Genomic DNA, 20,032 nt, shown 5'->3' with positions numbered 1-20,032 from the left:
AGATGAAAATCCAAATGTGGGAGGGAGCACGCTCCCTCCCACAGTGGTTTTCTGGCTTAGAAATCCAGGCTTACCCCGACACTGGCCCCTTGCTGGGTGAAGCTGTCGTCCTTGCGCACGTTATAAGCCGCGCGTAACGCCAGCGCCTCAGTCAGTTTGTGGCTGACGCCGAGGCTCAAGCGGTCCGAATTGCTGCGCGGTGTGTAGCCGTCCAGTTTGAAGTCGATCGCCTGCACGCTGTTCAGCGAAATATTGACCTTTTGGGTGTCATTTTCGAACTCATGCTCGTGGGCCACTTCGCCAAACACCTGAGTCTGCGCAGTGATGCGGTAGCTGCCCTGCAGGCCAACGCCGAGGCGCTTGGAGTCGCGTTGCTGATCGTCGAATGTCAGCGCGGTGGAGCGGTTGTCTTTCTCCGAATAGCCATTCACTTCTACGCGCGCATAGTCGGCGCTGATGAAGGGTGACAGGTGCCAGTCGCTGCCGGCACCGGCGATGTCATAGCCCACACGGCTGCTCAAGGCCCACAGCCAGCCATCGGTGTCGCCTTTTTCCGAGCCTTCGCTGACGCCGAGGGCGAACTTGCGTTTGAGGCTGTCGAAGTCCAGTTTGCCGCCGGTCAAGGCTACGTCGGCCCACCAGTGATTCTGTTGATACTGGGCGAACGCGGTGCCCATGTAGCTATTGAGTTTGTAGTCCGAATCGCTGGCGCCTGCTTCGAGCGTCTGCCGATACAGCCCGGCTGCAATGCCTACGCGCCAGTTCTCGTCGAGCCGGTAGCTGCCGCCGAGATTAAGGCTATAGCCACTGCCGTCGCCGCTGGCCGAACTGCTTTGATCATCGAAGTCCAGGCGCTGCCCACCGCCTGCCACAATGGCCCGCCATTGCCCGACGGCTTGCCAACTGCCGTTGTCTGCTTGCCATTGGTTGCGCAATTCATCCTGGTGGGCGCGCACTGTGCCTTGGGCCATTTCCGGCAGCAACGACAGTTCCCATGGCGCCGCGAGCAGGGAATAGGCGTAGTCGGCGATCAAGCGTTGCCCGGCGATGGTGGGGTGCACCGAGTCGTTGTAGATCAGCTTGGTCGGGTCCGGGTTGGTGCCGCCGATGCCATAGGTCGGGTTTGCGGTGCACCCGTTGCCGCTGAAGCAGGTGCCGGTGAGGTTTTGCCCGGTGGCCAGGCCAAAGCGGGCTGGGTCGGCGAAGCTTTCTTGCAGCAACAACGGAATATTCAGTGGGATGACTTGGGCGTCGATCTGCGACAGGCGTTGCACCAGCGCCTGGTTGAAAACACTGCTCAGCGCCGAACTCGTCGCCTGCAACGGGGTGCCGTTGAGGGCCGGGGTCAGGCCAAGGTCGGGCAGCATCCACACCATGATGTAGCGCGCGCCGGCTTGTTGCAGCGTCTGGGCACTGTCGGCCAGGCGCCCGCCCGCGGCAACGGCTTGGCCGGCGCTGAGCACGCGCCCTTGCAGGAAGTCATTGCCGCCACCCGAAATAAAGTACAGCGCGTTGGGATCGGCCCGCCCGCCGTTTGCCGGTAGATAACCCTGACGGCTGCGCAGCACGGTGCCGCCACCGGGGTTTCCAGGCGGAATCGCCGCGTTGGAGACCGAGTTGATCGAGTCCAGGACATTGTCGGTACGGTAGCCGCCGACTGCCCAGTTGTTTCCGTCCGGCAAGCCTTGCGCCGCACGCACAGGTGAGGTCGAGGCGTTCAGGTCGTTTGGCGCCACGCCCAGCTTTGAGCCCAACAAGGTTGATGAGACCAGGCCAAAATCGCCCTGGAACGTCGGCCCTGTGCGGTTGGTAAAGCGCAAGGTGGCGCCATTTGAGCCATCGGGGAACTGGCCTGCGTCGGCCAGGCTATCGCCGAAAACCACCATGGTCGTGTACGGCGAAGGTGCTGCCAATGCTTGCGCGCAGGCCAGTGACAGGAGGCAACTGGCCAGTGGCGCAAAAAACGGTGGTCTGAGCATGCGGGATTCCATCTCGTTATTTTTGTATCGGAAGTGAAACACTAATAATGTATTCAGGCTTTTCATCGAAGAAAACAGTTTTTTCCGATAAACACTCTGCGGTGATGCCCCCGTATTCGCTGCGCCATATTGCACCGCTGGCGAGGCTACGTTACTGTGCTTAAACGTATGAATGAGACCCTCCCCGTGTTGATTATCAGCAAACTCTTGATGCGAGTAATCAAGGCACACGCCCGTTGGCGTTGGCGCGCCTGACATTTTCTCTGCCGGCCCGGCCGGACCTGTACCGATTTGCCTTCTTCACCCGTTGTTTGACGCCCCTTGCCGGCCAACCCCGGCAACCGGAACGTGCGTCTGGCAGCGGGTCACTCTCTTGGAAGGCGGTCATTCGAAATCAGTGAATTCAAGAGGTTTGAACCCACATGTTGCTGATGATTGATAACTACGATTCCTTTACCTATAACGTTGTGCAGTACCTGGGCGAACTCGGTGCCGAGGTCAAGGTGGTGCGCAACGACGAGCTGAGCGTCGCCGAAATTGTCGCCCTGAACCCGGAGCGCATCGTGGTTTCGCCTGGCCCTTGCACCCCGACTGAAGCGGGTGTTTCCCTCGAAGCCATTCAGTATTTCGCCGGCAAGTTGCCGATTTTGGGCGTGTGCCTGGGGCATCAGTCCATCGGCCAGGCCTTTGGTGGTGACGTGGTGCGCGCACGCCAGGTGATGCACGGCAAGACCAGCCCGGTATTCCATAACGATGTTGGCGTATTCAACGGCCTCAACCTGCCGGTAACCGTTACCCGTTACCACTCGCTGGTGGTCAAGCGCGAAACCCTGCCGGAATGCCTCGAAGTCACGGCCTGGACCCAATTGGAAGACGGCTCGGTCGACGAGATCATGGGCCTGCGCCACAAGACATTGAATATCGAAGGGGTGCAATTTCACCCTGAATCGATCTTGACCGAGCAGGGCTACGAGCTGTTCGCTAACTTTCTCAAGCAGAGCGGCGGCACGCGCTAAGGACTTTCCATGGATATCAAGACTGCCCTGAGCCGTATCGTCGGCCATCTGGACCTGAGCACCGCTGAAATGAGCGATGTGATGCGCGAGATCATGACCGGCCAATGCACCGACGCGCAGATCGGCGCGTTCATGATGGCCATGCGCATGAAGAGCGAGAGCATCGACGAAATCGTCGGCGCCGTGTCGGTGATGCGTGAGCTGGCGGACAAGGTCGAGCTGAAGACCCTCGACGGCGTCGTCGATGTGGTGGGCACCGGCGGTGACGGTGCGAATATTTTCAACGTGTCGACCGCGGCCTCTTTTGTGGTTGCGGCGGCCGGTTGCACAGTGGCCAAGCACGGTAACCGCGCGGTCTCCGGCAAGAGCGGCAGCGCCGACTTGCTGGAAGCGGCCGGGATCTACCTCAACCTCACGCCGGTACAAGTGGCGCGGTGCATTGACAGTGTGGGCATTGGCTTCATGTTTGCCCAATCGCACCACGGCGCGATGAAACACGCCGCCGGCCCGCGCAAGGACCTTGGCCTGCGCACCCTGTTCAACATGCTTGGCCCGCTTACGAATCCGGCCGGTGTGAAACATCAGGTAGTCGGGGTGTTCAGCCAGGCGCTGTGCCGGCCATTGGCCGAAGTGTTGCAGCGCATGGGCAGCAAACATGTGTTGGTGGTGCACTCCAAAGATGGCCTGGACGAATTCAGCCTGGCGGCACCGACCTTTGTGGCGGAGCTGAAGAATGACCAGATCAGCGAGTATTGGGTGGAGCCCGAAGACCTCGGCATGAAGAGCCAGAGTTTGCATGGCCTGGCGGTTGAAAGCCCGGCAGCATCGCTGGAACTGATTCGCGACGCCTTGGGGCGCCGCAAGACTGAAAACGGCCAGAAAGCTGCAGAAATGATTGTTCTGAATGCTGGCGCGGCGCTTTACGCGGCGGACCATGCTTATAGTCTCAAAGAAGGTGTCGCTTTGGCCCACGATGCGTTACACACCGGGCTGGCTCGCGAAAAACTCGAAGAGCTGGGAGCCTTTACCGCTGTGTTCAAAATGGAGAATGAAGGATGAGTGTTCCGACCGTTCTGGAAAAAATTCTCGCGCGCAAGGCTGAAGAAGTTGCCGAGCGACGTGCGCGTATCAGCCTGGCCGAGCTGGAAGGCTTGGCGAAAAGCGCCGATGCGCCGCGCGGCTTTGCCGATGCGCTGATAAAGCAGGCCAGAGAAAAGCAGCCCGCGGTGATTGCCGAGATTAAAAAAGCCTCACCCAGCAAAGGCGTGATTCGCGAGATATTCATTCCCGAAGAGATTGCCAAAAGCTATGAGAAGGGTGGCGCAACGTGCCTCTCGGTGCTGACCGACATTGACTTCTTCCAGGGCAGCGACCTGTTCCTGCAACAGGCCCGCGCTGCGTGCAAGTTGCCGGTCATCCGTAAGGATTTCATGGTCGACCCGTACCAGATTATCGAAGCGCGTGCCTTGGGCGCTGACTGCGTGCTGCTGATCGTTTCGGCACTGGATGACGTGAAGCTGGCTGAGCTGGCGGCCGTGGCCAAAAGCGTTGGCCTGGATGTATTGGTTGAAGTGCACGACGGCGATGAGTTGGAGCGTGCACTGAAAACCCTCGACACACCGCTGGTTGGGGTCAATAACCGTAACCTGCACACGTTCGAAGTCAGCCTCGAAAACACCCTCGACCTGTTGCCCCGTATTCCGCGTGATCGGTTGGTGATCACCGAAAGCGGCATCGTCAACCGTGCCGACGTGGAGCTGATGGAAATCAGCGGCGTGTACTCGTTCCTGGTCGGCGAAACGTTCATGCGCGCCGAAAACCCGGGGGCGGAACTGCAACGTCTGTTCTTCCCGGAGCGTGGCGCTACGGCGGTCAGTGGTTCGACCCTGGATTGATCTGAAACACCATCAAAGTGGGGAGGGCGCAAGCGCCTTCCCACATTGGCTGTTGTGTTTATTCCGATGGGTAGGTGTTTGATGACTCAGCCAGTCAGGATGACCGTTGAAGCAGGGCTTGCCGCCGAGCAGGACTTGTTGGCTGCCGTTTGCGCCGGTGAGCAGGCATTCGGGTTGCTGTTCTGGCAGCCCAGCGATCAAGCGTTGGTCATGCCGCGTCGTTTGAGCCGCTTGCCGGCCTTTGATGCGGCCAGCACAGTCTCGGCAGACGCAGGTTGGCCGGTGTTGCTGCGCGAAACCGGCGGCGAACCGGTGCCGCAGTCTGCCGCTACGGTCAACATCGCCCTGGTTTACGCGCCGCCGCGCAGCGAAGGCGATCAAGGGCGCATCGAAACCGGTTACCAGCGTTTGTGCCAGCCGATCTGCGACGTGTTGATCGAATTGGGCGGCGATGCCAGTCTCGGTGAAATCGACGGTGCATTCTGCGACGGCCGTTACAATGTCAACCTTAATGGCCGCAAGATGGTCGGCACCGCCCAGCGCTGGCGGCAAAGTGCGGGTCGCCCGGTGGGGTTGGTGCACGGGGCGCTGTTGCTGGATAACCACCGCGAGGAATTGATTGCGGCGGTCAATCGCTTCAATCACGCGTGCGGCCTCGACCAGCGGGTGCGTGCAGACAGCCACATCGCGCTGCATGAAGCGTTTCCCGCAGCAGATGTGCTCAGCCGCCTCGACCGCGCGTACCGCCAGATGCTGGCCGGTTTTCCAACGGTTTAACGTGTACCGAACACCACCATCGTCTTGCCTTTGACGTTTACCAGGTTGCGCTCTTCCAGGTCTTTGAGCACGCGACCGACCATTTCCCGTGAACAGCCGACAATCCGCCCGATTTCCTGGCGCGTGACTTTTATCTGCATACCATCGGGGTGGGTGATGGCGTCGGGCTGTTTACACAATTCCAGCAAGCAGCGCGCAACCCGGCCGGTAACGTCAAAAAACGCCAGGTCGCCCACTTTGCGTGTGGTGTCGCGCAGGCGCTGGGCTATCTGGCCGCTCAGGGCGTAGAGGATGTCCGGGTCCTGTTGGGCCAATTCACGGAATGTGGTGTAACTGATTTCGGCGACTTCGCATTCCACCTTGGCCCGCACCCACGCGCTGCGTTTCTGTTCTTTACCGGCTTGTTCAAACAGCCCCAGCTCGCCAAAAAAATCCCCGGTATTGAGGTAGGCGATGATCATCTCGCGGCCGTCTTCATCCTCGATCAGGATGGTCACCGAGCCTTTGATAATGAAGAACAGTGTTTCGGAACGTTCGCCCGCGCAAATAATGTTGTGCTTGGCCGGGTAACGTCGGCGTTGGCAGTGCATCAGCAGCTTGTCGAGATTCTTGATCTTGGGTGTGGGAGTCAGAGCAACCATGGTTGTATCCCGAAAAGACTGCGCAATGTGATTGGATTTATTCTTTCAGCGTGCCGTGATGGATACACGCCGTACAAAGCATGGCGATGCGCCATTCATTTGGCGCCAGCTTAACAGACACATTCTGTCTCGATTGGGGAATTTATCGGGCCACTGGCTGACCTTGATGGTTTTTATGCAGAGCGCTGTGGTTGCAAGGCCCTGTGCTAAGCTGACGACCCTTTTTTAGCAGTGGAGTCAGGGCGATGAAGGCACGCATCCAATGGGCGGGCGAGGCCATGTTCCTCGGTGAATCGGGCAGTGGTCATGTGGTAGTCATGGACGGCCCGCCGGAAGCCGGTGGCCGAAACCTCGGCGTACGCCCGATGGAAATGCTCCTGCTGGGTGTCGGCGGTTGCAGCAATTTCGACGTGGTCAGCATTCTGAAGAAGTCGCGCCAGGCCGTGGAAAGCTGCGAAGCGTTCCTGGAAGCCGAGCGCGCGACTGAAGACCCCAAAGTATTTACCAAAATCCACATGCATTTCGTGGTGAAGGGGCGCGCGTTGAAGGAAGCTCAGGTCAAGCGTGCCATCGAGTTGTCGGCGGAGAAGTACTGCTCGGCGTCGATCATGCTCGGCGCGGCCGGTGTGGCCATCACCCATGATTACGAAATCATCGAGCTGGGCTGATCAGTTTAAGGCGGCTGGAGCCAGGAGAATGCCTGGCTCCCAAGCGGTAGTGTCAGTGTCAGACGCGGTAAGTGCTTTTGGTCATGACTTTGGCCAGCAGGCTCATGCCGAACCGCACCGGCGCCGGGAAGCGAAAGCCGCCGGCATCCAAAGCGCTGTCTGCGTGGTGCTGCTCATCAATGCGCATCTGCTCAAGAATGGCGCGGGATTTCTCGTCCTCGGCCGGCAGTTGCTCCAGATGTTCATCCAGGTGCTTGCACACCTGATGCTCTGTCGCGGCGACAAACCCGAGGCTGACCTTGTCGCTGATCAGGCCCGCGGCCGCGCCAATGCCGAACGACAAACCATAAAACAATGGGTTCAGCACGCTCGGGTGGCTACCCAGTTGGCGAATGCGTTGCTCGCACCACGCCAAGTGGTCGATCTCTTCTTCGGCAGCATGCTCCATCGCGGCGCGCACTTGCGGCAGCTTGGCGGTCAGCGCCTGGCCCTGGTACAGCGCCTGGGCACACACTTCGCCGGTATGGTTGATGCGCATCAGGCCGGCGACGTGGCGCGTGTCGGTCTCGCTCATCTGCGCATCGGGCTGCACGATGGCGGGCGATGGGCGATACGGTTGGCCACTGAACGGCAACAACGTGCGCATGGCGGTGTCGGCTTGCAGCAACAGACGGTCAATCGGCGAGTAGTGACGTTGGGTAGTCATGCTGACCTCCGGAAGAATCTCGGCGGTCAGTTTACCGCAAGAGAGGGCGAAGCGTTTGTGCTGAGTCAATTTGCCTCTATGGCAAGGGCACTCAGCCCGGCGGCCAGTGCATTTGGCGCTGACCGAGCACGTGCATATGAATGTGATAGACGGTTTGCCCGCCCTCTTCATTGCAGTTCATGACCACGCGAAAACCCTTCTCGCAGCCTTGTTCCACCGCCAGCCGCTGGGCGGTGAACAGAATGTGCCCCGCCAGGGCTTTGTCGTCTTCGGTCAGGTCATTGAGGGTGCGAATGGGTTTTTTCGGGATGACCAGAAAATGCACTGGCGCCTGCGGTGCGATGTCGTTGAACGCCAGCACCTGATCATCTTCGTAAATGATCGTGGCGGGTATTTCTCTGTTGATGATTTTGGTGAACAGAGTATCCACAGCTGTTTCTCCATTATGAAAGTGCAAGGGCAGTGTACCCAGCCTGTCAGCGCCGGCAATAGGCCTTGTTGATCGCGCCGGCTATCTTGCGCGTCAGCCAGCGCGGGCTGAAACGCGGGCTCAGGGTGAGCCAGCGGTTGCGTCGCCCGGGAATGATGATCGCGCGGTTTTTTTCCAGCGCGCGCACGGTGTAGAGCGCCACTTCTTCGGCGCTCATCAGTGTTGTGCTGCGGTCGAGTTTGGCCGTGTCCATTTGCGCGGTGCCGAAGAACGCTGTGCGCGCGGGGCCAGGGCAGAGCACCGAGACCTTGATGCCGCAGGTTTTCAACTCTTCGCGCAGGCCTTCGGAGAAGTGCAACACATAGGCCTTGCTGGCGTAATAGCTGCTCATCCAGGGGCCGGGCTGAAAGGCTGCGATCGAGGCGACATTGAGTATCTGCCCACCGCCGTGCAGCGCCATGGCGTTGCCCAGAGCGTGGCACATGCGGGTCAGGGCCAGAATGTTGACTTCGATCAGGTCTTGTTCAGTCATCCAGTCCTGAGCCAAAAATGGCCCGCTGGTGCCGATCCCGGCGCAGTTGACCAGCAGGTCGATCTGCCGCTCACCTTCTTCAAGTTCCAGCAGAAACCCGGACAACCGCAGCGGCTCGCCCAGGTCACAGGCACGAAACAGCACCTCGACGCCAAAGCGTTGAGTCAATTCGATTGCAATGCTTTCCAACTGATCACGCTGGCGGGCTACCAAAATCAAGCTGCGGCCGCGACGGGCCAATGCTTCGGCCAAGGCCAGGCCGATGCCGCTGGAAGCACCGGTGATCAGAGCGTAACGGGTCATGCCTTTCTCCATCGCAACGCCACCGTGCCTGTGACAGAGGCATCACAGGCGACGGGCGTTTTCTCACTGTTCTGGAGAGTCTACAGGTTCGGCTGTGTCGTCAGCACTTTGCACGTCTTCTTCATCAACGTTCGCGCTTTGATCGGCGGCGTCATCAGCGGTGATCGAGCTGTTCTCGTAGCGACTGCCCAGGTTGGCTTCGAGCTGGTCAAAGTAGCCGTTCATGCCCAGTGCGAGCGCGATGGCGAGTATCACCGGAATGAACGCCAGCCACAGAGCAGCGAGCACTTTTACCGCTTTGGAGTTGCGCGGCGGCGGCGGGCCGTATTGGTTGGCGCCGGTATTGCCGGGTAGCACCAGCAGCAGCAGGGGGAAAATGCTGTTCACCAGCGGCACCAGGTTCAGCAGGTACAGCCAGCCGGACCAGCCGAGGTCGTGCAGGCGCTGCACACCGATTTGTACGCTGACGCACACCAGCGCCACAAACAGCGCCAGCCCCAGCAGCACGCCGAGAATGATGCCTGCAGTCGGCGAGGCGGTCGCTACGGCGAAGCTCGCCGTGCTGATGATGCCCGAGGCGACCAGCATGGCAACCGACATTACCAGCGTCCAGGCCAGGTAGCGCAGGCGGCCGATGCGCCCGTGGGTGGTGAAGACTTTAAGTGTCGAGAACTCTGCGGTGTGGTCACCGACTGCCGCGCGTGGCGGGGCATACGGCGACGCCGAAGGGTTTGCAAAATCAGCGGCAGCAGGCGCCGTCTGGTTGGTTTTATCCAGGCTCAAGGTTAGCGGCTGTTCAGGCTCGATACGCGCATCAACGCCAGCGTTTTTCAACGCGAGCAGGTAGGTCTCGGCATCGGCGCTGGAGAGGTCACGCTTAAGCGCCACGGTGCCGCCGGTGAAGAGCCTTTCGATGGATTGCACATCGCACTTGAACAGCTCGGCGAGGTTCAGCTTGGCAGTAGTGCTTTCGACGCCTGGGAGCAAGGCTCCGTCAAACACGATCTTGAAACGGTTGTCGCTCATGCAGGCATCCTTGTCACTTGATCAGGAAGGGGGTTAAAGGCCGGCTTCAGTTGGCAGGCCTGGTGGTTGTCAGCGTGGCCAGTGTAACTGCGCTGCGTGTTCGCGCGCCTTGCGATATTCGGCATCCAGGCGAGTAATCAGTTCATCAACGCTGGGCAAGTCATCAATTTCGCCGACACCTTGGCCGGCAGACCATACGGTTTTCCACGCCTTGGCTTCATCGCCCAATGGTTTGAGCTTGGCGCCGGCGCTGCCGTCACCTTTGGCCTGCAGCGCTTTGATGTCGAAGCCAGCGTTTTCCAGGCTCTGGCGCATAAAGCTCGCGGGTACTCCGGAGACGGCGGGCGTGTGCACAATGTCGGCGGCGCGTGAGGTCAGCAGCATCTCTTTATACGCGTCCGGGGCGTGGCTTTCGGTGGTGCCGATAAAGCGCGTACCGAAATACGCGAGGTCTGCGCCCAGCAATTGGGCGGCAAGGATCTCGTGCCCGTGGTTAAGGCAGCCGGCCAACAGCAGGGTTTTATCGAAGAACTGGCGAATCTCGGCGATCAGCGCGAACGGGCTCCAGGTGCCTGCGTGGCCACCGGCGCCTGCTGCCACTGCAATCAGGCCGTCAACCCCGGCTTCGGCAGCCTTTTCGGCATGGCGCCGAGTGGTGACGTCGTGAAACACCAGGCCACCGTAACTGTGCACGGCATCGACCAGTTCCTTTACCGCGCCCAGGCTGGTAATGACAATCGGCACCTTGTGCTCGACGCAGATCGCCAAGTCGGCTTCAAGCCGTGGGTTGCTGTTGTGCACGATCAGGTTGACCGCATAGGGCGCGGGGTTGTCGAGTTGCGCGAGGCCCGCTTCGATTTCTTCCAGCCAGGCCTTGAAGCCGCTGCTTTCGCGTTGGTTGAGCGCCGGGAAACTCCCGACCACCCCATTACGGCAGCAGGCCAGGACCAGTTGCGGATTGGAAATCAGAAACATCGGCGCCACCACCACAGGCAGGCGCAGACATTGTTCAAGCAAAGCGGGCAGCGACATCGTAATGACCCCAAGTGATTGACGTTAGAACGGTTTGACCACAACCAAAATTACGATAGCCAGCAATATCAGCACGGGCACTTCATTGAACCAGCGATAAAACACATGGCTACGCGTATTTTCGCCACGCGCAAAGCGTTTTACCTGCGCGCCGCACATATGGTGGTAACCAATAAGCAGCACTACCAGGGTCAGCTTGGCGTGGATCCAGGCGCCTGATTGAAAAATGGCCGGGTTAAGGATGATCAACCAGATGCCGAATACCAGGCTGGCGATCATCGCCGGGCCCATGATGCCGCGGTAGAGCTTGCGCTCCATCACGCAGAAGCGGTCTTTGCTGACGGTGTCCTTGCTTTGAGCGTGGTAGACAAACAGTCGCGGCAGGTAGAACAGCGCGGCAAACCAGCACACGATGGCGACGATATGGAAAGCTTTGACCCATAAATAGAGCATTTTTAGTTATTCCCAGGTTCACGGTAATAGGGATAGTAGTGGCTGATGCGCCCATACGTCACGTTGATGGTTGTCGCAGGACGGCACGGCCCCTATTATCGACGGCTTTCCAATGGGTTCGTTGAGGGCAGTTTTATGGTCAAGGTCGGTATCGTCGGCGGCACGGGTTATACCGGTGTCGAGTTGCTGCGTCTGTTGGCTCAGCATCCGCAAGCTGAGGTGGTGGTCATCACTTCCCGATCCGAGGCCGGGCTGGCTGTTGCCGACATGTACCCGAACCTGCGAGGTCACTATGACGGCTTGGCGTTCAGCGTGCCGGACATCAAAACCCTTGGCGCTTGTGATGTGGTGTTCTTTGCCACGCCTCACGGTGTTGCCCATGCCTTGGCTGGCGAACTGCTGGCGGCCGGCACCAAGGTCATTGACCTGTCGGCTGACTTCCGCCTGCAGGACGCCGATGAGTGGGCCAAGTGGTACGGCCAGCCGCACGGTGCACCGGAGCTGCTTGAGGAGGCCGTTTATGGTCTGCCGGAAGTCAATCGTGAGCAGATCAAGCAGGCGCGCCTGATCGCGGTGCCGGGTTGCTATCCGACCGCGACGCAGCTGGGTTTCCTGCCGTTGCTGGAGGCCGGGCTGGCGGACGCTTCGCGTTTGATCGCCGACTGCAAATCGGGCGTGAGCGGTGCCGGTCGCGGTGCGGCGGTAGGTTCGCTGTACTCCGAGACGTCGGAAAGCATGAAGGCCTATGCGGTAAAAGGGCATCGCCACTTGCCTGAAATCCGCCAGGGGCTGCGTCGTGCTGCCGGTAAGGACGTCGGCCTGACCTTCGTGCCGCACCTGACGCCGATGATCCGTGGCATTCACTCCACGTTGTACGCAACCGTCGTGGACCGCTCGGTGGACCTGCAAGCGCTGTTTGAAAAGCGTTATGCCAACGAACCGTTCGTCGATGTCATGCCTGCCGGTAGCCATCCGGAAACCCGCAGTGTGCGCGGCGCCAATGTGTGCCGTATTGCCGTGCACCGTCCGCAGGATGGCGACCTGGTGGTAGTGCTGTCGGTGATCGATAACCTGGTCAAGGGCGCGTCGGGCCAGGCAGTGCAGAACATGAACATCCTGTTCGGCTTGGACGAGAAGCTCGGCCTGTCGCATGCAGGCATGCTGCCTTAAAGGCAGCGGCAAGCTACGAGCTACGAGCTACGAGCTACAAGCTACAAGCTACAAGCGAAAAGTCGCAGGCTGTGAGATCTGAGCTTGAAGCTTGAAGCTTGAAGCTCAAATCTGCCTTTGCTCCCTTAATAGTTGACCGCTTTTCTAGGAGAAGCGGATAATGCTGCCCATTACGCATATGGCGGCGTTACGCCGGGAGATTATCAGCATGAGCGTTGAATCCTTCACCCCCACGGCTTTGCAATTCACCCACGGTGCTGCGCACAAGGTGAAGAGCCTGGTCGATGAAGAGGGTAATGATCGCTTGAAGCTGCGCGTATTTGTTACGGGCGGCGGTTGTTCAGGGTTTCAGTACGGTTTTACCTTCGATGAAGAAGTGGCCGATGACGACACCATCGTCGAGCGCGAGGGCGTCAGCCTGGTCGTGGACCCGATGAGCTTCCAATACCTGGCAGGCGCCGAGGTGGATTACCAGGAAGGTCTGGAGGGTTCGCGCTTCGTGATCAAGAACCCTAACGCCACCACCACCTGTGGTTGCGGGTCTTCGTTCTCGATCTGATCGGCAGACTGGCTCAGGGCGAATAAAAACGCCGCGTGGCTTGATAAGCCACGCGGCGTTTTGCTGTCTGCCGATTATGCCGGGCAGTCAGGCCGGGTAGATGGCGCCCAGTACACGCAGCCCACGGGCGCCGGTTACGCTGGGGCGATTGGCGGCAATGCCCTCAAGGCAGCAATGGGCCAGCCACGCGAACGCCATGGCTTCGACCCAATCCGGGTCCACTCCGTAAGTGGCGGTGCTGCTGACGTGGGTAGACGCCAGTAGCGCCGTCAGACGGTTCATCAGCGTGGCGTTGTGCGCGCCGCCCCCACAAATCAACAGCGTTTCGGTTTCTGCCTGAGCCGCTTGCAGCGACTCAACGATGGTCAGGGCGGTCAGCTCAAGCAGCGTGGCCTGCACATCCTGCGGCTGGAAAGCAGGCAGACGGCTGAGGTGCTGTTGCAGCCATGCGAGGTTGAAGACTTCGCGCCCGGTACTTTTCGGGCCTTTGGTCACAAAGAACGGATCGCTGAGCAAGGCATTCAGTAGTTGAGGCTCGACCTTGCCACTGGCTGCCCACTCGCCGCCGCGATCAAAGTGCTCGCCGCGTTGTTGGTGTATCCAGGCGTCGAGCAGCACGTTGCCCGGGCCACAGTCGAAGCCGGCGACAGGTTTGCCGGTCTCGATCAGGCTGAGGTTGCTGAACCCGCCGACGTTCAAGACAGCACGGTTGCCGCTGCTTTCACCAAACAATGCTTCATGAAAGGCTGGCACCAACGGTGCGCCTTGGCCACCGGCGGCAACGTCGCGGCTGCGAAAGTCGCTGACCACGGTGATGCCTGTCAATTCGGTGAGCAATGCAGGGTTGCCGATCTGTACGGTAAAACCGCGCGCCGGTTCATGGCGGATGGTTTGCCCGTGGCTGCCGATGGCGCGGATGTCTTGAGGTGTTAAATGCTGCTGGTTCAACAGGGCGTAAATGCCTTGGGCGGCAAGCGTGACCCAGTGTTGTTGGGCAATCGCCGAACGAGCGATCTCGTCCGGACCGCTGGCGCACAGGCCCAACAGCTCGGTGCGCAGGGCGTCAGGCATCGGAATGTAGTGAGTGGCGATCAAATTGATCGCCGGGTCTTGCTCGATCAGGGCGATATCCAGGCCATCGAGGCTGGTCCCGGACATCACACCTATATAGAGCGGCATACCTTAACGCTTCGCCGAAGCCAGCAGGGTGGAGCGTTCCTGATCCATGCGGGCCATCAGCGGTTGGCTCTGTTGCAGGAAACGAGCGCGCTCGGCCTTGGCGATCGGGTCAGCCATTGGCAGCTTTTGGCCCAGCGGGTCGACGTGCACGCCATTGACCTGGAATTCATAGTGCAAGTGCGGTCCAGTGGACAGGCCGGTGGTGCCGATATAGCCGATTACTTGCCCTTGCTTCACGTTACTGCCGGTCGAAACGCCTTTGGCGAAGCCTTGCATGTGGCCATACAGCGTACGGTAAGTGTTGCCGTGCTGGATGATCACGGTATTGCCGTAGCCACCGCGACGCCCGGCCAGCAGTACTTTGCCATCACCGGCTGCCTTGATTGGCGTGCCGCGTGGGGCCGCATAGTCGACGCCTTTGTGCGCGCGGATTTTGTTCAGAATCGGGTGCTTGCGGCCCATGGAGAAGCGCGAACTGATACGCGCGAAATCTACCGGTGTACGAATGAAGGCCTTGCGCATGCTGTTGCCGTCAGCCGTGTAATAGCTGCTGGTGCCTTGTTTGTTGGTGTAGCGAACCGCCGTGTAGGTCTTGCCGCGGTTGGTGAAGCGTGCAGAAAGAATGTTGCCGGTGCCCACGACTTTACCGTTGGCGACTTTTTGCTCGTAGATCACGTCGAACTCGTCACCCTGGCGAATATCCTGGGCGAAGTCGATGTCGTAGCCAAACACGCTGGCCATGTCCATGGTCATGCTGTGGGACAAGCCGGCGCGGGCGGCGGACTGTGACAGTGAGCTGTTGATCACGCCGTGCACGTAGGCGGAGCGCATCACCGGCTTGGTGGTGATGCGGTTGAACGCAAAGCCTTTGGCGTTCTTGGTCAGGGTGATGCTTTCGAGGTCGCTGACGCTGCTGTGCAGGTTGTTCAACTGGCCGTCGGGCGCCAATTCAAACTCGAGTTTCTGGCCGTGTTTGAGCTGGGTGAATTGCTTGGCTTGTTTATCGCTCGCCAACACCTCATTGACCGTAGAGGCGGGCAGGCCAACCTTTTCGAACAGCGTTGAAAGCGTATCGCCTTTGGCCACGATCACTTCGCGGTGCAGCGGGTTCTTGGCAGCAGGTGTCGCAGGCTGGTCTTGAGTGGCCTGCCGCGTGTCTTCGGGCGTGCTTTCTATCTGCGCAAACGGCGATTCAGCGGGTGCATTTGTGGCTTGTTGTGCGTCTGCAGCGTCTTGGTCTTGTGTCAGTTGCTCAGCGGGACTTTCCAGGTCAAGGCTCACGGAGGTTCGTTTGGCTTCTACGTCACTGGAAGGGAATACCAGGAGTGCCAGGCTGAGGAGGGCGGCGATACCACTTGCGGCGAGCAGGTGGGTCTTCGGGTAAAGCGGCGGCGCTTTAGACGGTTCTGTGGTCATAAGTAATTTTGACTTTGAAGATGAAATGGAAAAGATGAATGACATGATGAAGATGAAATAACTGTATAAAATATAACCAAATCATCTGTGGTGCAAGCTCGCGAACGCCGGGCTTGCCGAACGGTGGCCGTGCGCAGGGCAAAACTTGTAATTAGTCCCTGATCTTGTATGGTTGGTTCCCTTTTGAATCTGAGCCTTGCGGGTCTGTTATGAAGTCGGTTGAAGAGCAGCTAGCGCTGATAAAACGTGGTGCGGAAGAACTGTTGGTCGAGGCGGAGCTGATCGAAAAGCTCAAACGTGGCCAACCCTTGCGGATCAAGGCTGGCTTTGATCCGACGGCGCCGGATCTGCACCTCGGCCACACCGTGCTTATTAATAAGCTGCGTCAGTTCCAGGAACTGGGGCATCAGGTCATCTTCCTTATAGGTGACTTCACCGGGATGATCGGTGATCCGAGCGGCAAAAGCGCAACGCGTCCACCGTTGACGCGTGAGCAGGTTCTGGCGAATGCCGAGACCTACAAGACTCAGGTGTTCAAGATTCTCGACCCGGCCAAGACCGAGGTGGCGTTCAACTCCACCTGGATGGACCAGATGGGGCCGGCGGATTTCATTCGCCTGACGTCCCAGTACACCGTTGCACGCATGCTTGAGCGTGATGATTTCGACAAGCGCTACTCCACCCATCAACCCATCGCTATTCACGAGTTCATCTACCCGCTGGTTCAGGGCTATGACTCGGTGGCGTTGCGGGCGGATATTGAGCTGGGTGGCACAGACCAGAAATTCAACCTGCTGATGGGCCGTGAGCTGCAGCGTGCGTATGGGCAAGAGGCTCAGTGCATTCTGACCATGCCGTTGCTGGAGGGGTTGGATGGCGTCAAGAAGATGTCCAAGTCCTTGGGTAACTATGTAGGTATCCAGGAAGCACCGGGCGTGATGTACGGCAAGCTGGTTTCGATTCCGGATGCGCTGATGTGGCGTTACTTCGAGCTGTTGAGCTTCCGCTCGATGGATGAGATCAATGCGCTGCGCGCAGAAGTAGAAGCGGGTGCGAATCCGCGTGACGTGAAGATCAAGCTGGCAGAAGAGATCGTTGCGCGTTTCCATGGTGAGGAGGCTGCGGCCAGCGCTCATCGTGCAGCGGGTAACCGCATGAAGGATGGCGAGTTGCCGGATGATCTGCCGGAGATCGAGCTGACGGCTACCGAGGCGATGCCAATTGCTGCCGTCCTTAATAAGGCGGGCCTGGTGAAGAACTCGGCGGTTGCGCGTGACCTTCTGGCTTCCGGCGGTGTGCGTATAGATGGTGAGGTTGTGGATCGCACCTTTATATACGAGCTGGGCGCTACCCACGTCTGCCAGGCCGGGAAGAAGGCATTTGCGCGTATTTCGCTTAAATCCGAATAAACCTGGAATTAAGTGTTGACGGCGATTTATATTTGTCTATAATTCGCCCCACTTCCGGCGCAGTCGAAACGGAAAACTCCTTGGTAAACAAAGAGTTATGCGAGATTCGACAGCGAGTTGCTTCAGTTCATCGAAGCCCAGAAGGAGTTGGTAGGGCGGTGTTGTTTGGCTCTATTAACGTTTCGATCTTCTCGGTCGAAAGCGGAGAAAAAGAGGTGTTGACAGCAGCGTGTAACGCTGTAGAATTCGCCTCCCGCTAACGAGAGATCGGAAGCGCAAGTGGTTGAAGTTGTTGAGGAATTCTTCGAAAACTTCTGAAAATAACCACTTGACAGCAAATGAGGCTGCTGTAGAATGCGCGCCTCGGTTGAGACGAAAGGTCTTAACCAACCGCTCTTTAACAACTGAATCAAGCAATTCGTGTGGGTGCTTGTGGAGTCAGAATGATAGTCAACAAGATTATCAGCATCACAAGTTACTCCGCGAGAAATCAAAGATGTAACCAACGATTGCTGAGCCAAGTTTAGGGTTTCTTAAAAACCCAAAGATGTTTGAACTGAAGAGTTTGATCATGGCTCAGATTGAACGCTGGCGGCAGGCCTAACACATGCAAGTCCCAAAGATGTTTGAACTGAAGAGTTTGATCATGGCTCAGATTGAACGCTGGCGGCAGGCCTAACACATGCAAGTCGAGCGGTAGAGAGAAGCTTGCTTCTCTTGAGAGCGGCGGACGGGTGAGTAATGCCTAGGAATCTGCCTGGTAGTGGGGGATAACGTTCGGAAACGGACGCTAATACCGCATACGTCCTACGGGAGAAAGCAGGGGTGAGTAATGCCTAGGAATCTGCCTGGTAGTGGGGGATAACGTTCGGAAACGGACGCTAATACCGCATACGTCCTACGGGAGAAAGCAGGGGACCTTCGGGCCTTGCGCTATCAGATGAGCCTAGGTCGGATTAGCTAGTTGGTGAGGTAATGGCTCACCAAGGCGACGATCCGTAACTGGTCTGAGAGGATGATCAGTCACACTGGAACTGAGACACGGTCCAGACTCCTACGGGAGGCAGCAGTGGGGAATATTGGACAATGGGCGAAAGCCTGATCCAGCCATGCCGCGTGTGTGAAGAAGGTCTTCGGATTGTAAAGCACTTTAAGTTGGGAGGAAGGGCAGTTACCTAATACGTGATTGTTTTGACGTTACCGACAGAATAAGCACCGGCTAACTCTGTGCCAGCAGCCGCGGTAATACAGAGGGTGCAAGCGTTAATCGGAATTACTGGGCGTAAAGCGCGCGTAGGTGGTTTGTTAAGTTGGATGTGAAATCCCCGGGCTCAACCTGGGAACTGCATTCAAAACTGACTGACTAGAGTATGGTAGAGGGTGGTGGAATTTCCTGTGTAGCGGTGAAATGCGTAGATATAGGAAGGAACACCAGTGGCGAAGGCGACCACCTGGACTAATACTGACACTGAGGTGCGAAAGCGTGGGGAGCAAACAGGATTAGATACCCTGGTAGTCCACGCCGTAAACGATGTCAACTAGCCGTTGGGAGCCTTGAGCTCTTAGTGGCGCAGCTAACGCATTAAGTTGACCGCCTGGGGAGTACGGCCGCAAGGTTAAAACTCAAATGAATTGACGGGGGCCCGCACAAGCGGTGGAGCATGTGGTTTAATTCGAAGCAACGCGAAGAACCTTACCAGGCCTTGACATCCAATGAACTTTCTAGAGATAGATTGGTGCCTTCGGGAACATTGAGACAGGTGCTGCATGGCTGTCGTCAGCTCGTGTCGTGAGATGTTGGGTTAAGTCCCGTAACGAGCGCAACCCTTGTCCTTAGTTACCAGCACGTCATGGTGGGCACTCTAAGGAGACTGCCGGTGACAAACCGGAGGAAGGTGGGGATGACGTCAAGTCATCATGGCCCTTACGGCCTGGGCTACACACGTGCTACAATGGTCGGTACAGAGGGTTGCCAAGCCGCGAGGTGGAGCTAATCCCAGAAAACCGATCGTAGTCCGGATCGCAGTCTGCAACTCGACTGCGTGAAGTCGGAATCGCTAGTAATCGCGAATCAGAATGTCGCGGTGAATACGTTCCCGGGCCTTGTACACACCGCCCGTCACACCATGGGAGTGGGTTGCACCAGAAGTAGCTAGTCTAACCTTCGGGAGGACGGTTACCACGGTGTGATTCATGACTGGGGTGAAGTCGTAACAAGGTAGCCGTAGGGGAACCTGCGGCTGGATCACCTCCTTAATCGACGACATCAGCTGCTCCATAAGTTCCCACACGAATTGCTTGATTCATTGAAGAAGACGATATCCTCCTTAATCGACGACATCAGCTGCTCCATAAGTTCCCACACGAATTGCTTGATTCATTGAAGAAGACGATAGAAGCAGCCCGAAATTGGGTCTGTAGCTCAGTTGGTTAGAGCGCACCCCTGATAAGGGTGAGGTCGGCAGTTCGAATCTGCCCAGACCCACCAATTTTGTTCGAAATTGGGTCTGTAGCTCAGTTGGTTAGAGCGCACCCCTGATAAGGGTGAGGTCGGCAGTTCGAATCTGCCCAGACCCACCAATTTTGTGTGGGAAACGCCTGTAGAAATACGGGGCCATAGCTCAGCTGGGAGAGCGCCTGCCTTGCACGCAGGAGGTCAACGGTTCGATCCCGTTTGGCTCCACCACTACTGCTTCTGACGTAAGTAAAGCTTAGAAATGAGCATTCCATCATTGTGATGGTGAATGTTGATTTCTAGTCTTTGATTAGATCGTTCTTTAAAAATTTGGGTATGTGATAGAAAGATAGACTGAACGTTACTTTCACTGGTAACGGATCAGG

The 20,032-nt window shown here is 58.1% G+C and carries 18 protein-coding genes, 3 tRNA genes and 1 rRNA gene; 12 read left to right on the top strand and 10 right to left on the bottom strand.

Translation table 11 applies throughout. The features are described from left to right. Nucleotides 1–56: 56 nt before the first annotated feature. A complete protein-coding gene (gene estP, locus AO240_RS00115) occupies nucleotides 57–1,979 on the bottom strand; it encodes an esterase EstP (RefSeq protein ID WP_099234686.1) in 1,923 nt (640 codons plus the stop codon). A 422-nt stretch (nucleotides 1,980–2,401) separates the two neighbouring features. On the opposite strand from estP, the gene AO240_RS00110 reads away from it, so the two are divergent. From AO240_RS00110 to AO240_RS00095, 4 genes are all read left to right on the top strand, one after another. Further along, the gene (locus AO240_RS00110; RefSeq protein ID WP_099234685.1) at nucleotides 2,402–2,995 is read left to right on the top strand and encodes an aminodeoxychorismate/anthranilate synthase component II; all 594 of its coding nucleotides are present in this window, start codon (nucleotides 2,402–2,404) and stop codon (nucleotides 2,993–2,995) included. A gap of 9 nt (nucleotides 2,996–3,004) precedes the next feature. Then, a complete protein-coding gene (trpD, locus tag AO240_RS00105; protein ID WP_058415279.1) occupies nucleotides 3,005–4,054 on the top strand; it encodes an anthranilate phosphoribosyltransferase in 1,050 nt (349 codons plus the stop codon). Further along, nucleotides 4,051–4,890, top strand: coding sequence for an indole-3-glycerol phosphate synthase TrpC (trpC, locus tag AO240_RS00100; RefSeq protein ID WP_099234684.1), 840 nt, complete (start codon nucleotides 4,051–4,053; stop codon nucleotides 4,888–4,890). The genes trpD and trpC overlap by 4 nt, the downstream gene beginning before the upstream one ends. Before the next feature lie 81 nt (nucleotides 4,891–4,971). After that, entirely contained in the window at nucleotides 4,972–5,667 is a 696-nt protein-coding gene (locus tag AO240_RS00095; protein WP_099234683.1) for a lipoate--protein ligase family protein, read from the top strand. On the opposite strand, the gene crp is transcribed toward AO240_RS00095, so the two are convergent. Next, on the bottom strand, nucleotides 5,664–6,308 hold the full coding sequence (gene crp / locus AO240_RS00090; RefSeq protein WP_099234682.1) for a cAMP-activated global transcriptional regulator CRP: 645 nt from the start codon (nucleotides 6,306–6,308) through the stop codon (nucleotides 5,664–5,666). The genes AO240_RS00095 and crp overlap by 4 nt on opposite strands. Before the next feature lie 245 nt (nucleotides 6,309–6,553). Between crp and AO240_RS00085 the strand changes: the two genes are divergently transcribed. Next, nucleotides 6,554–6,976, top strand: a complete 423-nt coding sequence (locus tag AO240_RS00085; RefSeq protein ID WP_005792019.1) for an OsmC family protein — start codon at nucleotides 6,554–6,556, stop codon at nucleotides 6,974–6,976. A 58-nt stretch (nucleotides 6,977–7,034) separates the two neighbouring features. On the opposite strand, the gene coq7 is transcribed toward AO240_RS00085, so the two are convergent. From coq7 to hemJ, 6 genes are all read right to left on the bottom strand, one after another. After that, nucleotides 7,035–7,682 carry a 2-polyprenyl-3-methyl-6-methoxy-1,4-benzoquinone monooxygenase gene (gene coq7 / locus AO240_RS00080; protein ID WP_058415283.1) on the bottom strand — a complete coding sequence of 216 codons (648 nt, stop codon included), beginning with the start codon at nucleotides 7,680–7,682 and terminating at the stop codon, nucleotides 7,035–7,037. 91 nt (nucleotides 7,683–7,773) lie between these two features. Then, on the bottom strand, nucleotides 7,774–8,112 hold the full coding sequence (locus AO240_RS00075; protein ID WP_058415284.1) for a histidine triad nucleotide-binding protein: 339 nt from the start codon (nucleotides 8,110–8,112) through the stop codon (nucleotides 7,774–7,776). Nucleotides 8,113–8,158: 46 nt separating this feature from the next. Continuing rightward, nucleotides 8,159–8,947 (bottom strand): SDR family oxidoreductase, encoded by a 789-nt coding sequence (locus tag AO240_RS00070; RefSeq protein ID WP_099234681.1) that lies wholly within the window; start codon nucleotides 8,945–8,947, stop codon nucleotides 8,159–8,161. A gap of 63 nt (nucleotides 8,948–9,010) precedes the next feature. Beyond that, nucleotides 9,011–9,973, bottom strand: a complete 963-nt coding sequence (locus AO240_RS00065; protein ID WP_099234680.1) for a DUF805 domain-containing protein — start codon at nucleotides 9,971–9,973, stop codon at nucleotides 9,011–9,013. Nucleotides 9,974–10,042: 69 nt separating this feature from the next. After that, entirely contained in the window at nucleotides 10,043–11,005 is a 963-nt protein-coding gene (locus AO240_RS00060) for a nitronate monooxygenase family protein (protein WP_099234679.1), read from the bottom strand. Nucleotides 11,006–11,029: 24 nt separating this feature from the next. Further along, nucleotides 11,030–11,458 (bottom strand): protoporphyrinogen oxidase HemJ, encoded by a 429-nt coding sequence (gene hemJ, locus AO240_RS00055; RefSeq protein ID WP_099234678.1) that lies wholly within the window; start codon nucleotides 11,456–11,458, stop codon nucleotides 11,030–11,032. 135 nt (nucleotides 11,459–11,593) lie between these two features. Here hemJ and argC point away from each other — a divergent pair, with 135 nt between their 5' ends. Both argC and erpA read left to right on the top strand, forming a co-directional pair. Next, complete coding sequence (gene argC / locus AO240_RS00050; RefSeq protein ID WP_010206935.1) at nucleotides 11,594–12,628, top strand: N-acetyl-gamma-glutamyl-phosphate reductase; 1,035 nt, start codon at nucleotides 11,594–11,596, stop codon at nucleotides 12,626–12,628. A 208-nt stretch (nucleotides 12,629–12,836) separates the two neighbouring features. Next, nucleotides 12,837–13,187: an iron-sulfur cluster insertion protein ErpA gene (gene erpA, locus AO240_RS00045; protein WP_007906865.1), complete on the top strand. Its 351-nt coding sequence runs from the start codon at nucleotides 12,837–12,839 to the stop codon at nucleotides 13,185–13,187. 87 nt (nucleotides 13,188–13,274) lie between these two features. Here the strand turns inward: erpA and AO240_RS00040 are convergent, their stop codons facing one another. Both AO240_RS00040 and AO240_RS00035 read right to left on the bottom strand, forming a co-directional pair. Beyond that, nucleotides 13,275–14,366, bottom strand: coding sequence for an anhydro-N-acetylmuramic acid kinase (locus AO240_RS00040; protein ID WP_099234677.1), 1,092 nt, complete (start codon nucleotides 14,364–14,366; stop codon nucleotides 13,275–13,277). A gap of 3 nt (nucleotides 14,367–14,369) precedes the next feature. Next, nucleotides 14,370–15,782 carry a peptidoglycan DD-metalloendopeptidase family protein gene (locus tag AO240_RS00035; protein ID WP_099234676.1) on the bottom strand — a complete coding sequence of 471 codons (1,413 nt, stop codon included), beginning with the start codon at nucleotides 15,780–15,782 and terminating at the stop codon, nucleotides 14,370–14,372. A 209-nt stretch (nucleotides 15,783–15,991) separates the two neighbouring features. Between AO240_RS00035 and tyrS the strand changes: the two genes are divergently transcribed. From tyrS to AO240_RS00005, 5 genes are all read left to right on the top strand, one after another. Next, on the top strand, nucleotides 15,992–17,191 hold the full coding sequence (gene tyrS / locus AO240_RS00030) for a tyrosine--tRNA ligase (RefSeq protein ID WP_099234675.1): 1,200 nt from the start codon (nucleotides 15,992–15,994) through the stop codon (nucleotides 17,189–17,191). A 628-nt stretch (nucleotides 17,192–17,819) separates the two neighbouring features. Beyond that, a 16S ribosomal RNA gene (locus AO240_RS00020) occupies nucleotides 17,820–19,447 on the top strand. Between the two features lie 155 nt (nucleotides 19,448–19,602). Beyond that, nucleotides 19,603–19,679 (top strand) — tRNA-Ile (locus AO240_RS00015). 15 nt (nucleotides 19,680–19,694) lie between these two features. After that, nucleotides 19,695–19,771: transfer RNA gene (locus AO240_RS00010), tRNA-Ile, on the top strand. 30 nt (nucleotides 19,772–19,801) lie between these two features. Then, a tRNA-Ala gene (locus AO240_RS00005) sits at nucleotides 19,802–19,877 on the top strand. Nucleotides 19,878–20,032: the final 155 nt, after the last annotated feature.

It is taken from the genome of Pseudomonas sp. ICMP 460 (assembly GCF_002723595.1).
Taxonomy (GTDB): domain Bacteria; phylum Pseudomonadota; class Gammaproteobacteria; order Pseudomonadales; family Pseudomonadaceae; genus Aquipseudomonas; species Aquipseudomonas kitaguniensis.
The sequence above is the reverse complement of the archived record's forward strand: the minus strand, read 5'-3'. Positions and strand labels throughout refer to the sequence as shown.

Bases quoted from the DNA above. Each gene is read 5' to 3' on its own strand.
- coq7 (WP_058415283.1), bottom strand. From the start codon at position 7,682: ATGACTACCCAACGTCACTACTCGCCGATTGACCGTCTGTTGCTGCAA.
- trpC (WP_099234684.1), top strand. From the start codon at position 4,051: ATGAGTGTTCCGACCGTTCTGGAAAAAATTCTCGCGCGCAAGGCTGAA.
- argC (WP_010206935.1), top strand. From the start codon at position 11,594: ATGGTCAAGGTCGGTATCGTCGGCGGCACGGGTTATACCGGTGTCGAG.
- erpA (WP_007906865.1), top strand. From the start codon at position 12,837: ATGAGCGTTGAATCCTTCACCCCCACGGCTTTGCAATTCACCCACGGT.
- AO240_RS00065 (WP_099234680.1), bottom strand. From the start codon at position 9,973: ATGAGCGACAACCGTTTCAAGATCGTGTTTGACGGAGCCTTGCTCCCA.
- trpD (WP_058415279.1), top strand. From the start codon at position 3,005: ATGGATATCAAGACTGCCCTGAGCCGTATCGTCGGCCATCTGGACCTG.
- AO240_RS00035 (WP_099234676.1), bottom strand. From the start codon at position 15,782: ATGACCACAGAACCGTCTAAAGCGCCGCCGCTTTACCCGAAGACCCAC.
- hemJ (WP_099234678.1), bottom strand. From the start codon at position 11,458: ATGCTCTATTTATGGGTCAAAGCTTTCCATATCGTCGCCATCGTGTGC.
- estP (WP_099234686.1), bottom strand. From the start codon at position 1,979: ATGCTCAGACCACCGTTTTTTGCGCCACTGGCCAGTTGCCTCCTGTCA.
- AO240_RS00085 (WP_005792019.1), top strand. From the start codon at position 6,554: ATGAAGGCACGCATCCAATGGGCGGGCGAGGCCATGTTCCTCGGTGAA.
- crp (WP_099234682.1), bottom strand. From the start codon at position 6,308: ATGGTTGCTCTGACTCCCACACCCAAGATCAAGAATCTCGACAAGCTG.
- AO240_RS00060 (WP_099234679.1), bottom strand. From the start codon at position 11,005: ATGTCGCTGCCCGCTTTGCTTGAACAATGTCTGCGCCTGCCTGTGGTG.
- AO240_RS00110 (WP_099234685.1), top strand. From the start codon at position 2,402: ATGTTGCTGATGATTGATAACTACGATTCCTTTACCTATAACGTTGTG.
- AO240_RS00040 (WP_099234677.1), bottom strand. From the start codon at position 14,366: ATGCCGCTCTATATAGGTGTGATGTCCGGGACCAGCCTCGATGGCCTG.
- AO240_RS00070 (WP_099234681.1), bottom strand. From the start codon at position 8,947: ATGACCCGTTACGCTCTGATCACCGGTGCTTCCAGCGGCATCGGCCTG.
- tyrS (WP_099234675.1), top strand. From the start codon at position 15,992: ATGAAGTCGGTTGAAGAGCAGCTAGCGCTGATAAAACGTGGTGCGGAA.
- AO240_RS00095 (WP_099234683.1), top strand. From the start codon at position 4,972: ATGACTCAGCCAGTCAGGATGACCGTTGAAGCAGGGCTTGCCGCCGAG.